Source organism: Nannocystis pusilla, from assembly GCF_020073745.1.
Classification (GTDB): domain Bacteria; phylum Myxococcota_A; class Polyangia; order Nannocystales; family Nannocystaceae; genus Nannocystis; species Nannocystis radixulma.
In genome coordinates this window covers 387,545-406,403 of record NZ_JAIRAU010000001.1, presented here as the reverse complement: position 1 = coordinate 406,403, position 18,859 = coordinate 387,545, and the positions used below count along the sequence as shown (strand labels likewise).

Below are 18,859 nucleotides of genomic sequence, written 5' to 3'. Positions count from 1 at the left end.
GGGCTACAGCTCGGCCTCGATCTCGCGCAGCAGCCCTGGCAGCGCGCGCAGGTCGGCGGCCAGCCAGCGCGCGCCCGCGGCGCGCAGCTCCTCCGCGGTGCCCATCCCGTGCAGCATCCCGATCGTGGGGATGCCGTGGGTCGCGGCGCCGGCGACGTCGTGGTGGCGGTCGCCGACCATCACCAGGCCCTCGGCGCGGCCGGCGAACGACTGCAGCGCGCGCGCGATCACGGCCGCCTTCGGCTCCGAGTCGAGGGCGAGCGAGCGGCCGCAGATCGCCCGGAAGTGCTGGGCCACGCCGAGCGCCGCGAGGATCGGGCGCGCGAACACCTCCGGCTTGCTGGTGGCGACCGCCAGGTCATGGCGCGCAGCCAGCTCGGCCAGCACCTCGGCGAGGCCCTCGGCCGGGCGCGTCTCGTGCACGGCGGTGGCCGCGTAGCGCTCGCGGTAGTGCGAGATGAAGCGGGCGAGCAGCTGCGGGTCGTCGCCGATCACCGACTGCACGCTCTCCTCGAGCGGCGGACCGATCAGCGGCCGCAGCGACGCGAGCGGCAGCGGCGGGTGCCCGATCGCCTGGAGCGCATGATTGAAGCAGGCGGCGATCGAGGCCAACGAGTCGACCAGCACGCCGTCGAGGTCGAAGAGGACGCCGCGGAGCACCACCGCTGTCTAGCACCTGCGCCGGCCCGAAGTCGCGCGTGCGGGAGATCCAGACCCATGGGACAGATCGCGTGCGGATGCACACGATTACGTCGTGAGGCGTAACGGCGGCCGTCGCACGCCTTGCGACGCGTGTCATCTTCGCGACCGTGATCGTCGGCTCGATCGCTGCGACGCGGGAAGTCGTGACGCGACGCGGCGAGTCAGCACACGAATTGTCTCAAAGGACAGGTCATCGTCGACCGGTCCAGCGCGCTCGACAGTCCTGCGAAGTCGCCGTAGAACGGCGTTGGAGCCCGAAATTCCGCGTTCCGTGCGAGCGCACACGCGTGCGAGTCCACACGATTTTGCGTCGATCCGCGGACCGCTCGAGGTGCGCGCGACGATCGCCACGGAGCTCCCCCGGCCCACCGCACGCGCCTCGCGAACCGTGCGAGAGCACACGATGAAGTGCGGCACACGAAGCGACGAGCCCATGTAATTTTTTGTCTGCGATGGACGCTTCGCCGCAGCAACATCCTCCCGTCGAGTTCGAGACCGATCCCTCGCGTTACCGCCACTGGCAGGTGCAGTACGACGGCGCCGTCGCGAAGGTGCTGATGCGGGTCGACGCCGCCGCGGGCCTGCGCCCCGGCTACGAGCTCAAGCTCAACAGCTACGACCTCGGGGTCGACATCGAGCTGGCCGACGTGGTCCGGCGCATGCGCTTCGAGCACCCCGAGGTGCGCACCGTCGTCGTCACCTCCGGGCACGACAACGTGTTCTGCGCCGGCGCCAACATCTTCATGCTCGGCAGCTCGACGCACGCGTGGAAGGTCAACTTCTGCAAGTTCACCAACGAGACGCGCTGCGAGATCGAGGACGCGACGGCGCACAGCGACCAGGTCTACCTGGCCGCGCTCAACGGCACCTGCGCCGGCGGCGGCTACGAGCTCGCGCTGGCGTGCGCCGAGATCTACCTGCAAGACGACGGCAACTCGGCGGTCAGCCTGCCGGAGGTGCCGCTGCTCGGCGTGCTCCCGGGCACCGGCGGGCTCACGCGCGTGGTCGACAAGCGCAAGGTCCGGCGCGACCGCGCCGACATCTTCTGCACCACCGCCGAGGGCGTGCGCGGCAAGCGGGCGCTGCAGTGGGGCCTCGTCGACGCCGTGTTCTCGCGCAGCCGCTTCGAGCAGGAGGTCGCCAAGAAGGCCAAGGCCTCGGCCGAGCGCAAGGTCGAGCTGCGGTCCGGCGAGCGCGTCGGCGTCGCGCTCGGCCCGATCACACCTGACCGCGGGGACAGCCGTCGCACCTACCGCCACGTCGTCCTCACCTGGGACGCCGCCGCTCGCACCGCGACGATCACCGTCAAGGGCCCGAGCGCCGAGGACGTGGCGGTCGTCGAGAAGGGCGGCGCGGCCATCCACGCCGCCGGCGACCAGCTGTGGGCGCTCCGGGCCATGCGCGAGCTCGACGACGCGCTGCTGTGGCTGCGCTTCAACCTCCTCGACGTCGGCCTCGTCCTCCTGCGCACCGACGGCGACCCGGCCCGCGTGGTCGCCCACGACCGGGCGCTGCACGCCGCGCGCGAGCACTGGTTCGCCAACGAGGTCCTGCTGCACATGGCCCGCGTGCTGCGCCGGCTCGACCTCACCAGCCGCTCCTTCTTCGCCCTCGGCGACGCGCCGACCGCCGCGTTCGCCGGCTGCCTGCTCGAGCTCGCGCTCGCGGCCGACCGCTTCTACCTGCTCGACGACCCGGCGGTGCGGGTCGGCCTCAGCCCCCTGAACTTTGGCGCATTGCCGATGAGCCATGGTCCTTCGCGCCTGTCCGTGAGGCTAGCCGCCGACCCGGGCAAGGTCGCCGAGCTGCGCGAGCGGCCGGAGCTGCTCGACCCCGAGGAGGCCGACGACGCCGGCCTCGTGACCGTGCGGCTCGACCAGATCGACTGGGACGACGACACCCGCGTCGCCATCGAGGAGCGCGCCAGCATGTCGCCCGACGCGCTCACCGGCATGGAGGCCAACCTGCGCTTCGTCGGCGCCGAGAACGACACCAGCAAGATCTTCGCTCGCCTCACGGCCTGGCAGAATTGGATCTTCATCCGGCCCAACGCCACCGGACCCGAGGGCGCGCTCAGCCTGTACGGCAAGCCCCAGCGCCCGCACTTCGACCTCAACCGCGTGTAACGCCTCTCGCCCGCTTTCGCCCCCCGATCGCTTTTGGAGCACCGGATCCCCATGGTCAGCAACAACGTCGACCTCAACGCCAAGATCCCCAACAACGTCGGGCTGTCCGACGACGTGAAGCTGCAGCGCGCGCTCGAGAAGTGGCTGCCCAGCTACCTCGAGTGGTGGAACGACATGGGCCCGTCGGACTTCGCGCAGAAGAACGTCTACCTGCGCACCGCCGTGTCGGTCGACAACGACGGGTGGGCCCACTACGACTACGTCAAGATGCCGGACTACCGCTGGGGCATCTTCCTCAACCCGCGCCAGGAGGAGTCGCTGATCCGCTGCGGCGACGACGCCGGCAAGGCCGCGTGGCACGAGGTACCCGGCGAGCACCGCAACGCGCTGCGCCGCATCATCGTCACCCAGGCCGACACCGAGCCGGCCAGCGTCGAGCAGCAGCGCCTGCTCGGCCACACCGCGCCCAGCCTCTACGACATGCGCAACCTGTTCCAGGTCAACGTCGAGGAGGGCCGTCACCTGTGGGCGATGGTGTACCTGCTGCACAAGTACTTCGGCCGCGACGGCCGCGACGAGGCCGACATGCTGCTCGAGCGCCGCAGCGGCGACCCGGACAAGCCGCGGATCCTCGGCGCGTTCAACCAGCCGTGCGACCACTGGCTGAGCTTCTTCGCGTTCACCATGTTCACCGACCGCGACGGCAAGTACCAGCTCGCGGCGCTGGCCCAGAGCGGCTTCGACCCGCTGGCGCGCACCACCGAGTTCATGCTGACCGAGGAGGCGCACCACCTGTTCGTCGGCGAGACCGGCATGGACCGCATCGTCAAGCGCTCGGCCGAGCTGCAGCGGCTCGACCCGAACGGCGACGTGCGCAACCAGGGCGGCATCGACTTCGACCTGATCCAGCGCACGATCAACTACTGGTACACCTACTCGCTCGACCTGTTCGGCGGCGAGATCTCGAGCAACGCGGCCGACTTCTTCGCCACCGGCCTCAAGGGCCGCTACCGCGAGGACAAGTACGAGGAGCACCGCGCGCTCGACGGCACCTACCGCCTGCCCGTCGTCGAGGACGGCCGCCTCGGCGAGCGCGACGTGCCGCTGCGCAACGCCATGAACGAGGTCCTGCGCGACGCCTACGTCCACGACTGCGAGCGCGCGCTCCGCAAGTGGAACCGCACGCTCGAGGAGGCCGGCTCGCCCACGCGGCTGTCGCTGCCGAGCCGCCGCTTCCACCGCCACCAGGGCATCTACGCCGACCACGCGTTCGACCCGGCCGGCAACCTGATCGGCAAGGACGCGTTCGAGGCGCGCCGCGGCGAGTGGCTGCTGACCCAGAACGACAACGACTACCTGCTGTCGATCATGAAGCCCTCGCACGAGCCCGGCAAGTTCGCCAACTGGATCGCCCCGCCGACCCGCGGCATCGAGGGCCAGCCGGTCGACTTCGAGTACGTCCAGCTGCGCGACTGAGCCGCCGCTGAGGCGCGCGCGCGGCCTCGGTCCTCGCGGACCGGGGCCTTTCGCGCTTCAGGGCCGCGCCCGGCAGCCGCCTGGCGAGAAGGACATGTCCGTTCCTACATGTCCTTCTCTAAGGCCGCGAGGTGCCGCGGCCGCTCAGGAGCGGCCGTAGACCGGCACGATCGCGCCGCTGGTCACGCTGAGCGCCGGCGACACGAGGGCGTGGACCGTGCGGGCGATCTCGGCCGGCTTGGTCCAGCGCGAGGTGTCGGCGTCGGGCATGGCCTTGCGGTTGGCGGGCGTGTCGATGAGGCCGGGGGCGATCGCGTTGACGTTGATGCCCTCGTCGCGCAGCTCCTCGGCCATCTGAGCCGTGAGCCCGGCCACGGCCGCCTTGGACATCGTGTAGGCGGCCACGCCCGCGGCCGGCTGGGCGACCGCGCGGGCGACGGTGTTGACGATCCGGCCGCCGCTCTTGCCGGTGGCGCGGATCTTGGCCACCGCGGCCCGGCTGCACAGGAACGCGGTCACCGCGTTGAGGGTCCACTGGGCCTGGACCATCGCCAGCGTGGTGTCCTCGACCTTCGCCCACGTGAACCCGCCGGCCAGGTGGACCGAGGCCCACAGCGACGGCAGCCCGGCGTAGACCGCCTCCACGGCTGTCTCCTGGGACAGGTCGACGCGCGGCAGGTAGCGCGCCCCGGCGACGGGGTCGGCCGGTCCGTCGTCGATCGCCGGCACGACGACCGCCGCGCCGGCGTCGACCAGCTCCTGGACGACGGCGCCTCCGAGCGCGCCGGCGCCTCCGGTGACGACGATGGTGAGTCCTTCGAGATCGCGCTGCATGCGAGAGTGTCCTTCCTTGTGATTCTCGTCCGGCCTACCCGCGCTGGACGAACACCTTGATCATGTGCCACTCGATGTGTTCGACCTGCTCCGCGCTGGCCTTCATCTCGTTGTCCTCGACCATGCGGCGGATCAGCTCGGTCACCTCGGCCTCGCTCTTGGGCGGCGCCTTCTCGACGTCGCTCAGCTCGTGGCAGCTGCCGCACACCGTCTCGTAGGTCTTGCGCGCCGTCGCCTCGTCGATCGGCCGGGCCGCGGCCGGCTCGCTCGCCGCGGCCGGCTCGCTCGCCGCAGCCTGGGCCGCGCCGGTCAGCGCCGCCTCGGCCTGCTGGCGCTCGACCGCGGCGGCGCGCCGCTCCTTGAGCGAGCGCTGCAGGTCGCGCGAGATGGCGATCAGGTAGGCGGTGACGGCCCAGCCCTCGAACTCGGAGATCGGCTCGGTGAAGCTCGGCTTGATGACCATGCGGTCGACGGTGCCGACCCAGTCGAGCGGCGAGCGCGGGCGGTCGAGGATCGTCTTGAGGTCGTGACAGGCGACGCACTTCTTGAGCAGCACCTGCCGACCGGCGCGCAGCGACTCGGCGGTGGCGAGCTCGGCGATCGGCGCCTCGGGCGGCAGGTCGGCGGCCTGCAGCAGCTTCTGCACGCGGTCACGGTTCTCGTCGCTGTACACGTCGCCCATCTCGCTGGCGAGCGCCATCTCGCGGAACGCGTGCGGCATCGACAGCCCCGCGAGCATGATCGTGCACGCCAGCAGCCCGGTGCCGAGCGCCGGCATCCACTCCTCGAGGTGGCGGAAGAACCGCAAGATCGTCACCTTCACCAGCAGGATGAAGCCCACGCCCATGCCGAGGCACATGTGCGCGACGGTCCGCGCCGGCCACTCGACCTGGTAGTTCCACATGCGCGGCACCATCTCGAACATCAGCACGATGTAGATGAGGATGTAGAACCAGCCGAGCTGACGATGCAGGCGCATCAGCGACGGCGGGGCCGCGCTGGTGCGCGTGGCTTTGTCGAACGGAAAGCCCCAGAGGTAGTACATCAGGAACACGGCAGCCGTGCCGACGACCAAAAACAGGATCCCGAGGGAGGCGCTGAGAATGACGTCCATGTCGTTCGCCTGTCCGCATCATAACCCCGGCGCCCGCGCCCCGGCGAGGGCGTGCAGCAGGATCGCGGTGGCGGCCGCGACCCCCAGCGAGTCCACATCGGGCGCCATCGGAATGGTGACCTCGTCGTCGCTGACCGCGCGCAGGGCCTCCGGCAGGCCCTCGCCCTCGCTGCCGACCAGGATGGCGAGCCGCGCCGGCCGGACCACCGCGCCCAGCGGGCGTGCCCGCGGGCCGAGGGTGGCCGCCAACACCGTGGCCCCGGCCCCGCGCAGCCGCTCCACAGTGGCGACGAGGTCCGACACGCCGGCGATCGCCTGCGCGAAGCCGTTGCCCGCCGCGGCGCGGATCGCCCGCCGGCTCAGCGGGTCGGCGCCCCTGCGGTCGAGCAGCAACAGGTCGACCGCGAACGCCCGCGCGGCCCGGACGATCGCGCCGACGTTGGCCGGGTCGCACAGACCCTGCGCCACGGCGATCGTGTAGGACGGGCGCGCCAGGGTGTCGCTCACCAACATGTCCTCCGCGACACTGCTTTTTAAACATGGCTCGGAGGACATGTAAGACCAGCGCAGCGCCGGCGGCCGCAGGCCGCAGGCCGCGACGCCGCGGTGGAAGTTGAAGCCGACGGCCGCGCGCACCACCGGCTGTTCGCCGACGACGAGCGGCACCTCGGGCCGGGCCGCCAGCGCCGGGCCGAGGCGCGCGGCGTGGCTCTCGGTGGCCAGCACCGACGCGACCGGGTAGGCGCTCCGCAGCAGACGCTCGACCACCAGATGGCTCTCGGCGATGAAACGCCGCGGGTCGGGGCGCTGGCCGAGCGCCTGCAATTCGCGGTAGTCGGCGAGGCGCGGGTCGTCCGGATCGGCGACGCGGACCAGGGGCATCGCGGCCTTGTACGCGAGGTCGCCGAGCGTCGTCATGCCGATAGGTCCTTGATGACTTCAGGTCCTTGATTTCGACTTTGAACTGACCCGTGGTCATGAACGGCTGCAAACCTCATTGCTCCAGGTTTGTGCACTCTGCCGTTCCCGGCATACCCAGCCGGATGCCGGCGACGCAGAAGCAGGATGGATCCGATGCTTGCCGCTTCCGGCAGGCGCCCCAGGTGGAGCGACCCGCCGCTCCCGGTATGTCCATGCCAGCTCAGCGGCGACAGAGCGTGTGCCAGGTGCGCACCCAGGTCGCGCGGCTTGCCGTTCCCGGCATACCGGCGCCCGCGAGCAACGCCACGCACGCCGGGAACACCCACGCCTCGCCGGTCTCGGCCGCTGCGATGGCCGCCCGGACGTCCGGGTGCTCGCGGCCGAGGTAGAGCGTGGCCGGCTCCCCGGCCACCCGCGGCGAACCCGAGCCGGCGCACAGCTCGACGCGCTCCGGCGCACCGGACCCGCCGCGAACGGCCGCGCGCAGGGTCGCCAGGAATTGCCGCTCGGCCGGCGAGAGCGCCGACTCCGGCAAGGGTCGGCGCGCGCCTCCGAAGGCCTGCCAGAAGCGCCGCCAGCCGCGTGCCAACCCGGCCGAGAGCGGCGCTCGCTCGTTTCCGCGCGGCGGCGGCGAGCGAAACCGCAGGTTTAATAATTCGGCGAGGATCCCGCGGTCGGCTGTGCCGAGGAGCAGCACGGGCGGGCCCGGCAGGGCGAAGTCCTCGGGGTTCTGCTCGGGGTCGAGGGCGAAGGCCGGCTCCGGCCGGGCGAGCGCCGGCAGGGCCTCGATCGGCAAGAAGCGCCGCTCGTCGCGGCCGACCAGCGCCGGCACGACCGGCAGGGCGAGCACCTCCGCCGCGCGCCGACGCGCTCGCAGCGCCTGCAGCAGCAGATGCAGCACCCGCGCCTGGCTGGGCGCCGGCAGGCTCGGCGAACGCGCCCCCGTCGCCAGCATCAGCTGCACCCCGGCGTCGACGATCGCCTCGAGCGCGGGCGCGATCGCCTCGCGCAGGTCGGCCGCGGTCGCGGCGGGGGTCAGCTCGCCGGCCGCGAACTTGTCGGCCAGCTCGACCACCGCCTCGAAGCAGGGCGCGCGCGTGACCCCGACGTGGGTCGAGATCACGCCGTGGACGAGCAGCCAGATCCGCGCCGGCTCGCCGCGGTGGGCCAGGGCCACGCTGCCGCGCAGCTTGAACTGCGGCAACTCGAGGTCGACGCGGGCGAGGAAGCGGCGCAGGCCGTCGCTGATCGCCGCCCCGTCGACGCGCACCGCCGCCGGGGCGAACCGGGCGACATCGGCGAGGTAGCTGCGCGCGCGCGACGGATCGATCTCCGCCCCGCGGACCGTGAACTCGGTCCCGCGGCCACCGCCCGGATCTGCACCTTCGGACAGGTTCGATCGACCCTGCCCCGAAAACTCCAGGCGGCGGGCCAGGCCGTGCCCGCGGGCCACGATCTCGACCCGCCCCGGGCGCAGCGCCGGCAGGGCCAGCAGCGCCAGGGCCCCGGCCGCCTCGAGCGCGAGCAGGGCGCGATGGCGCCGCTCGGCCTGACCGCCGGCGTCGAGCAGGTCGGCCACCGCCAGCAACAGCTCGCGCCCGATCGGCGCCCCGTCGTCGCGCACGCGCACCGAGGCGCGCCCGAGCTCGACCTCGACCGTGCGCGCCCCGGCCGACAGCGATCGCCGCACCAGCTCGGCGGGCAGCTGCCAGGGCCCCTGCAGCTGCGCCGTCGCCAGCTTGCGCAGCTCGGCCTCGATGTCGATCGCCAGCAGCTGGCGCAGGTCGACCGTCTCGCTCACGCCGGCCTCCTGCCGAGGTCGTCGCCGGACATGTCCGCAAGGACAGCCTGCTCGCTCACCCTGCCCTCCCTCTCGCCGCCTCGTGCACCGCCTCGCGGGCCGCGTCGCGCAGCAGCCTGGCCGTGCGTTCGGAGCCGAGGTCGAGGCGGTCGAGCAGGTAGTCCATGGCCGCGAACACGGCCGCGGCCGGGCGGGTCGCCAGCACCCCGGCGGCGTCTTGCAGCCACGGGTTGCGGGCGCCGACGACCACCACCCTGCGGCCGCGCAGCGGCGACTTGCGCAGGCGCAGCGGCGCCAGGTCGAGGCTGCGCAGCTCCTCGCTGCCGAGCGACGCGCTGGCGAGCACCTGCCACGGCTCGCCGGAGGCGACGAGGCGCGCGCTCACGGCCGCCAGCAGCGCGGTCTCCTCGGTCCCGGCGAGCAGCGCGTCCCACAGGTCGAGGTCGGTCGCGCCGAGGGCATCGGCCACCGCGCGGGCCTCGGGTCGCTCGTCGTCGAGGACCGCCGCGTCGCCGGCCAGCGCCTCGGCGGCCAGCGGCGAGCGCCGGCGCGTGCGGTAGAGCCGGCCGCGCGCCGCCAGCCGCTTGGCCTGCGCCAGCGACAGCGCCCCGCCCGCGGCCGTCGGCACCAGCGGCCGCTCAAACACCGCCGGCACCGCCTGGAACACCTCTGGCTGCTGCAGCGCCCCCTGCAGCAGCCGCGACAGGTCGCCGCTGGCGTCGAGCGCGACCCGCCGGCGCGTCCGCTCGCGCAGCAGCCCGAACGCCGCCAGCCCGAACAGCCCCGCCGCCCCGACCGCCAGCCCCCACGGCAGCGCCGCTCGCCGCTGTGACATGTCCGCAAAATCATGTCCCATCGAACCTGCCCTTGCGACCATGTCCGTCTGCGCCGGCTCGTCCGGCGAGGCAGCGGTCTCGAGCGCCTCGACCACGGCTGTCCCCTGGGACACATCGATCTCGCCCGGCTCCTCCGGCCCCGCCGGGGTCCCCAGCGCCAGCCCCGTGCTGGCGTCCGCCACCGCCCACTCGCCGTCCTGCCCGCGGTACTCGGCCCACGCGTGCAGCCACGAGTTCACCCGCCCGCCCTGACCGACGAACCCGATCGCCAGCCGCGACTCGACCCCCGCCTCCTGCAGCAGCGCCGTCAACAGCCCGTTCTGCACGTCGCAGTCGCCCTGACCGATCTCGAGCGCGCGGGTGATGAAGTGCTCGCCGGCCAGCGCCCGGTGCTGCGCCGCCACCTCCGGCGCCGTGCTGTAGGCCACCAGCTCGCGGGTCAGCCGCGTCAGCGCCGACACCCGCGCCGCGATCGAGCGTCCGCGCAGCGCCCTGGCCTCGCGGCGCAGCTCCGGCGGCAGCAGGCCCGACGAGACCGCCCGCGTCGGCGGGCCCGCCTGCGCCGGGGCCGTGCGGTAGGTCAGCGTCGCCTGCGACGGCGCCGTCAGCAGCAGCAGCGCCTCCTCGTCGGCGCCGGCGGCCAGCGGCGCCGGCGCGCCCTCCGGGTGGTCGGCGTCGACCAGCAGCGCGCTGCCGGCGACCACGCGGTGGCCGGTGGGCACCGGCACCCGCATCGGCCCGGCCGGCGCGTCGAGGCGCAGCTCGACCTCCGGGCACACCTGCCCCTCCGAACATGTCCCGAAGGCATAATCACCGCGCGGCTCGGGCACGCGCGCCTCGTCGGCCTCGCCGAGGCGGCGGAAGATCAGCGCCGCGAAGTGCAGGCGCAGGTCGGCCGGGCGGAACGTCAGCGGCGGCTCGCGGGCGCCGGCGCCGGTGAGCACGTCGACCTGCGGCCCGCGGTAGCGCCCGGCCAGGTCGGCGTAGCGGGCCGGCAGGTTGGCGCTGGCCGTTTCGCCATGTTCGATGGGACCTGTCCCATAAGACTCACCGGGCGCGGGCCGGAAGCGGGCCCAGATCCGGTCGCCCCACAGCGCGTAGGCGGCCCCGCCGGCCAGGGCCGCGCCGAGCAGCGCGGCCAGGACCATGCGCACCGCCAGCGAGCGGCGGACCAGGTCGCGCAGGGCCGCCCACGGGCGCTGCCACAGCGGCAGCGGGCGGGCGGCGTCGAGCTGGCGGGCGATCAGGCCCTCGAGCTCGCGCTGGGCCAGGTCGACCAGGCGGCGCAGCGCCTTGTTGTCGCGCGCGTCGGAGCGCGACAGCATCAGCTCGAGCGCGTCGCTCTCGAGCAGCGCCTGCGGGGCCAGGCGGCCCGGCAGCTCGGTGAAGTGCACGCGGCTGTTGTCGGTGCTGCGGCCGCCGGCGACCACGAAGTCGGCCAGCGACGCCGCCGAGCGGACCCGCAGCCCGCGCGAGAACAGCTCGACGCGGGCCGCCCCGCCGAGCGCCACCACCCCGCGCACCCGCCCGCGGCGGAAGCTCGCGCTCGGGGCCGGCAGGGCGAACGGCTGGTTGACCTTGCGGCCGTTGACGGTGACGACGAGCGGCCGCTCGGGGTCGTCGCGGGTGGCGAGGAAGCGGGCGTTCTGGAACGCCGCGTCGAACACCCGCCGCTCGAGCGCGTCGTCGACGGCCGCGCGCTCGAGCTCGATCTCCGTGCCGGGCAGCGTCGGCGGCGCCCCGCGGCGCGCGGTCGCCAGGTCGCCGTCGAGCTCGAGCGCCCACGCGCCCGACCGGTCCTCCGGGTCCTGTGAGTTCGGGTCCGGCCGCCGCGCGCGCGAGCGGATGGCGATCCGCTCCGGCTCGAAGCGCAGGACCGACCAGAAGCCGACGCCGAAGCGGCCGACCTGGTCGCGGCGCGACTCCTTGCTCGAGGCGTACAGCGCGAACAGGTAGCGGCGGGCGTGGGCGAAGGTCATGCCCTCGCCGTCGTCGCGGCAGCGCAGGACCCACCGGCCGGCCCGCGACTCGGCCACGAACTCGACCCTGGTCGCCCCGGCGTCGCGGGCGTTCTGCAGCAGCTCCCGCACGAACACCCACGGGTCGGGCCCATAGCGGTCGGCCTCGGCGCGCGCGCGGGCGCGGAACTCGGACCCGGGCGGCGCGCTGGTCATCGAGCGACCTCGAGCCGGCCGTGGAGCGACGGGGACACCGCTGCAGTGTACCGGCTCGCGCGGCCGGGACGAGCGCGCGGTTTTCGAGCCGGGCGACCGGGCGCGCGGCCCCGCTTTCGGGCGTCCGAACCTGCCGCGCCGCCCCTCGTCTGCCCCTCGACGATCTTCCGCGCCCGCGTCAGGGCACGCGCGAGGACCTCGGCTACGGCTCGCTCTTGCCGGCTTCGACTTCGCTGTGGACCAGGAAGTGCGCGCTGGCGACGGCGATCGGGCGCGAGCGGTCGTCCTGCCACGCCTCGACGCGGACGTTGGCGACGCGGCGGCCCTGGCGGGTCGGCACCCCGCGCGCGAACGTGTCGACGGGTCGCCCGGAGCGCAGGTACTCCACCGTGAGGCCGATCGTCCGCGGAGCGGCCGACAGCTCGCTCTCCCACAGCAGCTGGAAGATCGCCGTCGACTCGAGCAACGCGCACAGCGCCCCGCCGTGCAGCGCCGGCAGCATCGGGTTGCCGATCAGGTGCTCGCCGAACCGCATCACCCCGAGCAGCTCGCCGGCGTGCGGGCCCTCGGGCGCCAGCAGCAGCGAGATCCCCATCGTCTGCGCGTACGGCACGTACGCCGCCAGTCGGGCCGGGTCGCCGGCCGCGCGGGCCTGGGCGACCGCCTGTTGCAGCTTCGAGGTCGGCGCGGTCACGGCGTCGCCTCCGAGCGGCTCTGCGTGCGCGTGCCGAGCATGAAGGTCCCGGCGCTGGTGGCGATCGGGTCGTCCTCGCTGTCGTGGAACGCGACCCCGCGGACGAACGCGACGTGGCGGGTCACCTTGTAGCAGTGGGCGCGGGCGATGACGTCGCGCCCCGGCGTGGCCGGCTTGAGGTAGTCGATGCGGAGGTCGAGCGTGGCGATCGCCATCGGCTTGCGCAGGGCCTGGAACACCGCCGCGCCGCAGGTCGCGTCCATCAGCGACGACACGGCGCCGCCGTGGAGCACGCCGGTCTCGGGGTTGCCGACCAGGCGCGCGTCGTAGGGCAGGAAGATCTCGGCCCGGCCGTCGCCGACGGCCCGGAGCTCGAGGCCGAGCGCGTTGTTGTGGGGCACGGCCCGCATGAAGCGCTGGCCGAGCTCGCGCAGGCGCGCGAGCTCTTCCGCGTCGAGGGTCTGGTCGGACATCGATCGTGGTTATGCCACGACCTCGACCGGCACGGCGTGCTTGGGATTGAGGCCGGGGATCTCGGTCTCCGCGACCAGCACGTAGCGGAGCGCCTCCGCGTTCGGCGCCAGATCGGCCGGCAGCGTGAGGACCACCGGCAGCGACATCTCCTCGCCCTTGGCCAGCAGGAGCCCGCCCATCGGGATCGTGATGCTCGCGTGCTGCTGCCAGAACGCGAAGTCGCCGCGGCCCTGCGCGGTGTACACCATGCGCTCCTCGTCGAAGTGCAGGCGGACGTCCTGGACCGTGACGTCGTAGTCGCCGCCGCGCAGGGTCACGCGGGCGTGCAGCTCGGCGCCCGCGCGCACGGGCGTGTCGACCTGCGACAGCTCGATGGTCGCCTTGCCGATGCCCACGATGCTCTTGAGTCGGTCGAGGATCTCCATGCCTCCGAGTTAGCTAGCCCAACCCGGTCCGCGCGGCACGTGAAAGTCGATTCATACGTCCGCGGGTGCGCACGCCGTCGCGGCGCGCGTCGTCGAGGCCGTCGAGCCGCAGGACCAGCGAGGTCTGCCGTTCTCGGTCCCGCGCCCCGGGCCGGTTCCTTGAGCGGTCGGCGAGGCCGCGCTACAAGCTGAACTGCGCCATGCGTGCATTCCCTCATGCCCTGCTGGTCCTGTGCGTCCTCGGCCTCGCGTGCAACCGGTCCAGGTCGGACGGGCCAGCGGCCGCGGCGCCCGGCTCCGACGCGCTCGTCGGCGGCCCCGGAGACGACCCGTGCGCCGTCTACATCGAGCGGGCGGCCCCGGGCGTGCGCTGCGAGGCCATCGACGCCGCCCGTTGCACCTGCGAGTTGGTCGCGGCGGTGAGCGCTTCGGCGCCCGATCCCGCCGCGAATTCGAGCAGCGCATCCGGCGCACCACCCTCGCCGGCGCCCGACTCTGCCGTCGCCAACCTCGAATTCGCCAAGGGTCCGCAGAACACGATCGTGCAGTGCGTGAGCGGCCCGTGTCCCACGCGCTCGGCCGACTTCATCACCGGCGCCTACCCGCCGATTGCGATCCCCGCCGGCGGCGCGAGCGTGCAGCTCGAGTTCCGGGCGATGCACTACAAGCCCTACGTCGGCACCTACAACCTCGTGCCGGGCCGCAACTACATCGAGTTCACGCTCGAGCGGGAGTTCGGCGCGCCGGTCAGCGCCGCGTTCCAGTTCGAGGGCGCGCCGGCCGGCACCACCGTCGAGTGCGTCAGCGGGCCCTGCGTCGACAACAAGGCCCACGCGATCGACAAGTTCCCCGAGCTCCCGCTCAAGGACGACGGCGCGACCTTGCTGCTCCGCTTCAACGCCCCCGGCTACCGCACCGCGATGACGTCCTTCCAGGTCCGCCGCGGCACCAACGCCGTGCCGGTGTTGATGGAGAAGGCCCCGCTCGGCAAGTGAGCCGCGAGCCGGGCCCGTCGCCGGCGACGCCTGCCCCATGCGCCATGTGCGATCGCTCAGGTCGGTCGCACGCCCGTCGTGCTGCGCGACCCGCCGCAGGTGCGATGCCTCGAGCGAGCCCCGCCGCCTTCGCTTATGCTTCGCCGCCGCATGTCGACCCGACCGACCGCCCCGGCCGAGGCCGCGGCCGAGCTGCCCGCCGAGCGGCGTGAGGCCCTCGCGCGCGCCGTCGCCGACCCCGGCTTCACGCCCGGCCGCGCCGACCTGCGCGACGTCGTCGAGCTGCTGGCCGGCGACGACGAGCTCGCCGTCCACGTCGAGCGGGCCCTCCTGCGCGCCGGCGCCGCGGCCGGCCCGGCCCTCCTGCGCCGCCTGCCGGGCGCCACCCCGCCGCTGCGCCCGCGCCTGGTCCGCGTCCTCGGCCGCCTGCCCGCCGACACGGCGATTGACGTGTCTTTAAAGACATGTCTCGACGACCCTGACCCGAAGACCAGGCGCAACGCGATCGGCGCGCTCGGCAAGCGCGGCGGCCCGGGCGTCGCCGCGGCGCTGCTGGCCCGCGCGCGCGAGGAGACCTCGCTGCCGCACCTGCGCAGCCTGGTCGAGGCGCTCGGCAAGGCCGGCGACGCCGACGCGCTGGCCTGGCTCGACGGCCTCGTCGCCGACGACGCCGAGCTGCAGCGCCTGACCGCCCGCGCCCGCCTCATGCTCGCGCGCAGCCTCGGCCGCGGCGAGGTCGGCTCGAGCATCGACCTCGACGCCGTCGCCGCGAGCCCGCGCCCGCTCGTGCTCGCCTGCCGCCCCGGCCTCGAGCCCCTGCTCGTCGACGCCCTCGGCCCGACCTTCGCCGCGCGCGCGCAGGGCCCCGGCCGCGTCGCCGCCACCCTCCGCGGCCCGCTGCGCGAGCTGCTGGCGGTGCGCCTGTGGACCGAGGTCGGCCTGCCGCTGCAGCCCCTGCCCCGCGGGACAGATCTGCCTGTCGCCATCGCCGAGCTGCTGACCGGCCCCGACGCGCGCCTGGCCTTTAATACATATACCAAAGGACAGCCGCGCTATCGCCTCGCCTGGGCCCGCGGCGGTCACCGTCGCGCGCTCGTCTGGCAGGTCGCCGCGGCCGCCGCCGAGCGCTGGCCCGAGCTCGTCAACGATCCGCGCGAGACGACCTGGGAGGTCGTCGTCGACGACGGCGATCCGCTGCGCGCCGAGCTGCGCCCGCGCCGCTGGGGCGCGGCCCGCCCTGGCGACGGCGAGGACACCTCGATCCTCGAGTTCGCCGACCCGCGCTTCGCCTACCGCAGCGGCGACGTCCCCGCGGCCTCGCACCCGACCATCGCCGCGGCCCTCGCCCGGCTCGCCGAGGTGCGCGAGGGCGACGTCGTCTGGGACCCCTTCGTCGGCTCCGGCCTCGAGCTGTGCGAGCGCGGCCTGCTGGGCCCCTGCGCCGCCCTCCTCGGCACCGACCTCGACCCGCGCGCCCTCGCCGTCGCCGCGACCAACCTGCGCAACGCCGGCCTCACCGCCACGCTCACCGAGGCCGACGCCACCACGCACCGGCCGGCCGGCGTCACCCTCGTGATCACCAACCCGCCGATGGGCCGCCGGGTCCACCGCGGCGACGTCGGGCCGCTGCTGACGGCCTTCGTCGCCAACGCCGCGGCCGCCCTGGCCCCCGGCGGTCGCCTCGCGTGGATCTCGCCGGTCCCGCGGACGACCGACCCGGCCGCCCAGGCTGCCGGCCTGGTCCTGCGCCGCTCGCTCACCCTCGACATGGGCGGCTTCACCGGCCAGTTGCAGCGCTGGGACAAGCCGCTGCGCCCCGCCCGCGCCCGCGGCCGCGCCTGAGACCCAACGCGAAAGAGGCGGAGCGCCGGGCGCTCCGCCTCTTCTGCTTCGTCTTCTCTTGAGTGCCCAGGGACGGAATCGAACCGCCGACACGGGGATTTTCAGTCCCCTGCTCTACCAACTGAGCTACCTGGGCGCGGGGGCGCAGTGGTACGAGATCCGGGGCCGGGCGTCAAGCGCCTCTTGGGCCCCGGCGACCCCTCGTCGTCTGTGCAGTGCAGCAAGTGGAGATGTTTCTCACTCCCCGCCCGGGTTCGCACGGGCGTCGCCATGCCGCGTCGAGCGCCGTATGTGCATAGCCCTGGCTGCGCCTCGCGAGGGCACAGGAGCCATTCGCAATACTCCGCCGAGTGGCGACAATTCGCAATTCCCGAATCGTCGCCGGTCTGGAAGACCATCGATTCGTCAGAACTTCGGGAACACCGCCGTCAGCAGCAGCGCGTCGACGTCGTCGCTCCGCATCACGCGGCCGAGCGTCTCGTTGAAGATCTCCGAGAACGCGAGCGAGCCGAGCGCGCGGGTGCGGATGAACTCGAGGTCGAGGTCGCCGCGGATGTCGACCTGGTAGTCGCGGCGGCTCGGGGTCAGCGTCGGCACCCACGAGCCGTGGATGGTGAACGCGAAGTCGAGCTGCGGGTGGCCGAGGCGGACCACCGGGCCGCGCGTGATGTCCTCGGCGTCGAACAGCCACACCTCCTCGCCGGTCGAGCCGCGGGTGCGCGGCACCGTCTCGGACGCGTGGGCGAGCACGGCGATATAGCCGTCGCGCGGGTGGCGGGGCCCGCCGCGGCGCGGGATGAAGTTCGGCGACAGCAGGCTCCAGCCCTTCGGCGCGGTGTAGCTGCGCATCGTCGCGTTCACCGTGTCGATCTCGAGCAGGCGCGGCGGCTCGCCGTCGGTCAGCGGCAGCGCGGCGAGGTCGACGCGCGGCGCGTAGGCCGTCAGCAGGCGGGCCGGCATCAGCTCGGGCGCGAACCCGCTGGTGTTGTAGTACATGACCTCGATCGGCTTGTCGCGGCCGCGGCGCGCGTATGTCCCGAGAGCCAGGCCCCAGGTCTCCCGGCCCTCGACGTAGCGCGACTCGGCCCGGCCCGACGGCACGTGGATCTGGTGGATCCCCAGGCGGCCGCGGGCCAGCGCGCACGGGATCTGCATGCCCGCGACGTCGATGCCGGCCTCGCCGCCGCTGAGCAGGTCCTCGCCCTCGTGGATCCACTCCGACACGTCGAGCGTCGGCGTGTGCGGCACGATCAGGCGCACGAAGTCGCCGTCGTCCTCGAAGTCGGCGTAGAAGTGCACCGACTCGCCGGCGAGCTCGATCCGGTGGGCGATCACCGGCGTCGGGTGGTCGGCGAACCCGCCGCTGCGCGGGCGCAGGTCGCGGCGGCGGATCGCGTAGATCACCGTGGTCGGCCGCTGCGTCCGCATGGTGCTCGCGCCGAGCAGCTCGCGCAGGGGCTCGACCGGCAGCACCTGCCCCAGCACGTCGAGCGCCAGCTGGCGCATCTCGACCACGAACGCCGAGTCCTGCACCAGCACCCAGTTGCGGGTCACCTGGACCTGGTGCACGCACTGGTAGATCTGGATCGCCTCGCCGTCGCGGTCGATCAGGTTGAAGTGCTCCAGCTGTCGACCTGTCCAGCGGACCAGGTGCGAAAAGCCAGGTCGCCCGCCCGGCGCCGGGTTGCTGAAGTTGACGGTGAACAGCTCGCCGGTGGTCTCGTCCTCGGCCGGGTGGGCCGTGCTGAGCACCAGCGGGAACGCCCACGGGACCGGGATCGAGCCCAGCCACTCGTCGGCCTTGCCGATCGGCGTCACCAGCTCGAGCGTGACCGGGTCGAACTCCCACGGGCGCCCGGCGTCGGTCGTCACGATCATGCGGTCGCGCAGCGGGATCGGCGAATTGCTCAGCACCGTGCGGACCCCGAGCAGCGGCGAGATCCGCGACAGGCCGATGTCGCGGAACTCCATCAACTCGCCGAAGTTGGCCGCGGCGCGGTCGGCGTAGTGACACGGCGGCCGCATGATGTTCTGCGCCAGGCGTACGCGCTCGGGCCCGAGGTCGAAGCGGTACAGCGTGCCCTCGCCGGTGAACGCCGGGCGGCCGAGCGAGGCGATCGAGCCGGCGACGAACAGGTGCCCGTGGATGTCCGGGGGGAGCGCGCCGTCCAGCACCTTCAGCTCGAGGTGATCGGCCCGCCCGTCGATGTCCTCCGCGCCGCTGCTGAGCATCGACGTGGGCATGACGCGGCTCGGCCCCTCGGGGATCTCCATGGTCTTCATCGTCACGGATCAGCGACACGAAGCGGCCCGATCGCCCACCGCGCGCTCGTGTGGATCCTCAAGGCTCCAGCGGCGCGAACCCGCGCCCCGGGACATGTCTCCAAAGACACACGTCGATCGCGTCACTTCTGGCTCAACACCTCGCTGTGCGCGTCCTGTCCG

General features: G+C 73.3%; 14 protein-coding genes and 1 tRNA gene. 4 read left to right on the top strand and 11 right to left on the bottom strand.

The genetic code is table 11. The annotated features are described in order from the left end of the window. Nucleotides 1-3: 3 nt before the first annotated feature. The gene (locus K7C98_RS01640) at nt 4-660 is read right to left on the bottom strand and encodes an HAD hydrolase-like protein (protein WP_224189704.1); all 657 of its coding nucleotides are present in this window, start codon (nt 658-660) and stop codon (nt 4-6) included. 494 nt (nt 661-1,154) lie between these two features. Here K7C98_RS01640 and boxC point away from each other — a divergent pair, with 494 nt between their 5' ends. After that, nucleotides 1,155-2,828, top strand: a complete 1,674-nt coding sequence (boxC, locus tag K7C98_RS01635; RefSeq protein WP_224189703.1) for a 2,3-epoxybenzoyl-CoA dihydrolase — start codon at nt 1,155-1,157, stop codon at nt 2,826-2,828. A gap of 51 nt (nt 2,829-2,879) precedes the next feature. Continuing rightward, on the top strand, nt 2,880-4,304 hold the full coding sequence (gene boxB / locus K7C98_RS01630; RefSeq protein ID WP_224189702.1) for a benzoyl-CoA 2,3-epoxidase subunit BoxB: 1,425 nt from the start codon (nt 2,880-2,882) through the stop codon (nt 4,302-4,304). A 144-nt stretch (nt 4,305-4,448) separates the two neighbouring features. Here boxB and K7C98_RS01625 read toward each other — a convergent pair whose 3' ends face one another. The 8 genes from K7C98_RS01625 to K7C98_RS01590 form a co-directional block, all read right to left on the bottom strand. Further along, a complete protein-coding gene (locus K7C98_RS01625; protein WP_224189701.1) occupies nt 4,449-5,138 on the bottom strand; it encodes an SDR family NAD(P)-dependent oxidoreductase in 690 nt (229 codons plus the stop codon). 34 nt (nt 5,139-5,172) lie between these two features. Then, nucleotides 5,173-6,252 (bottom strand): hypothetical protein, encoded by a 1,080-nt coding sequence (locus tag K7C98_RS01620; RefSeq protein WP_224189700.1) that lies wholly within the window; start codon nt 6,250-6,252, stop codon nt 5,173-5,175. Nucleotides 6,253-6,270: 18 nt separating this feature from the next. After that, nucleotides 6,271-7,170: a TrmH family RNA methyltransferase gene (locus K7C98_RS01615; RefSeq protein ID WP_224189699.1), complete on the bottom strand. Its 900-nt coding sequence runs from the start codon at nt 7,168-7,170 to the stop codon at nt 6,271-6,273. A gap of 223 nt (nt 7,171-7,393) precedes the next feature. Further along, nucleotides 7,394-8,974: a hypothetical protein gene (locus K7C98_RS01610; RefSeq protein ID WP_224189698.1), complete on the bottom strand. Its 1,581-nt coding sequence runs from the start codon at nt 8,972-8,974 to the stop codon at nt 7,394-7,396. Between the two features lie 55 nt (nt 8,975-9,029). Next, nucleotides 9,030-11,984, bottom strand: coding sequence for a sacsin N-terminal ATP-binding-like domain-containing protein (locus tag K7C98_RS01605; RefSeq protein ID WP_224189697.1), 2,955 nt, complete (start codon nt 11,982-11,984; stop codon nt 9,030-9,032). Between the two features lie 202 nt (nt 11,985-12,186). After that, nucleotides 12,187-12,678, bottom strand: a complete 492-nt coding sequence (locus K7C98_RS44560; protein ID WP_224189696.1) for a PaaI family thioesterase — start codon at nt 12,676-12,678, stop codon at nt 12,187-12,189. Next, on the bottom strand, nt 12,675-13,151 hold the full coding sequence (locus tag K7C98_RS01595) for a PaaI family thioesterase (protein ID WP_224189695.1): 477 nt from the start codon (nt 13,149-13,151) through the stop codon (nt 12,675-12,677). Before K7C98_RS01595 ends, K7C98_RS44560 begins: the two co-directional genes overlap by 4 nt. Before the next feature lie 9 nt (nt 13,152-13,160). Then, entirely contained in the window at nt 13,161-13,577 is a 417-nt protein-coding gene (locus tag K7C98_RS01590; RefSeq protein ID WP_224189694.1) for a sporulation protein, read from the bottom strand. 200 nt (nt 13,578-13,777) lie between these two features. On the opposite strand from K7C98_RS01590, the gene K7C98_RS01585 reads away from it, so the two are divergent. Together K7C98_RS01585 and K7C98_RS01580 are read left to right on the top strand one after the other, a co-directional pair. Next, nucleotides 13,778-14,572 (top strand): hypothetical protein, encoded by a 795-nt coding sequence (locus K7C98_RS01585; protein WP_224189693.1) that lies wholly within the window; start codon nt 13,778-13,780, stop codon nt 14,570-14,572. Between the two features lie 150 nt (nt 14,573-14,722). Continuing rightward, nucleotides 14,723-16,414: a HEAT repeat domain-containing protein gene (locus tag K7C98_RS01580; protein ID WP_224189692.1), complete on the top strand. Its 1,692-nt coding sequence runs from the start codon at nt 14,723-14,725 to the stop codon at nt 16,412-16,414. A gap of 63 nt (nt 16,415-16,477) precedes the next feature. Here K7C98_RS01580 and K7C98_RS01575 read toward each other — a convergent pair. Further along, nucleotides 16,478-16,550, bottom strand: a tRNA-Phe gene (locus K7C98_RS01575). Between the two features lie 269 nt (nt 16,551-16,819). After that, a complete protein-coding gene (locus tag K7C98_RS01570) occupies nt 16,820-18,688 on the bottom strand; it encodes a carotenoid oxygenase family protein (RefSeq protein ID WP_224189691.1) in 1,869 nt (622 codons plus the stop codon). Nucleotides 18,689-18,859: the final 171 nt, after the last annotated feature.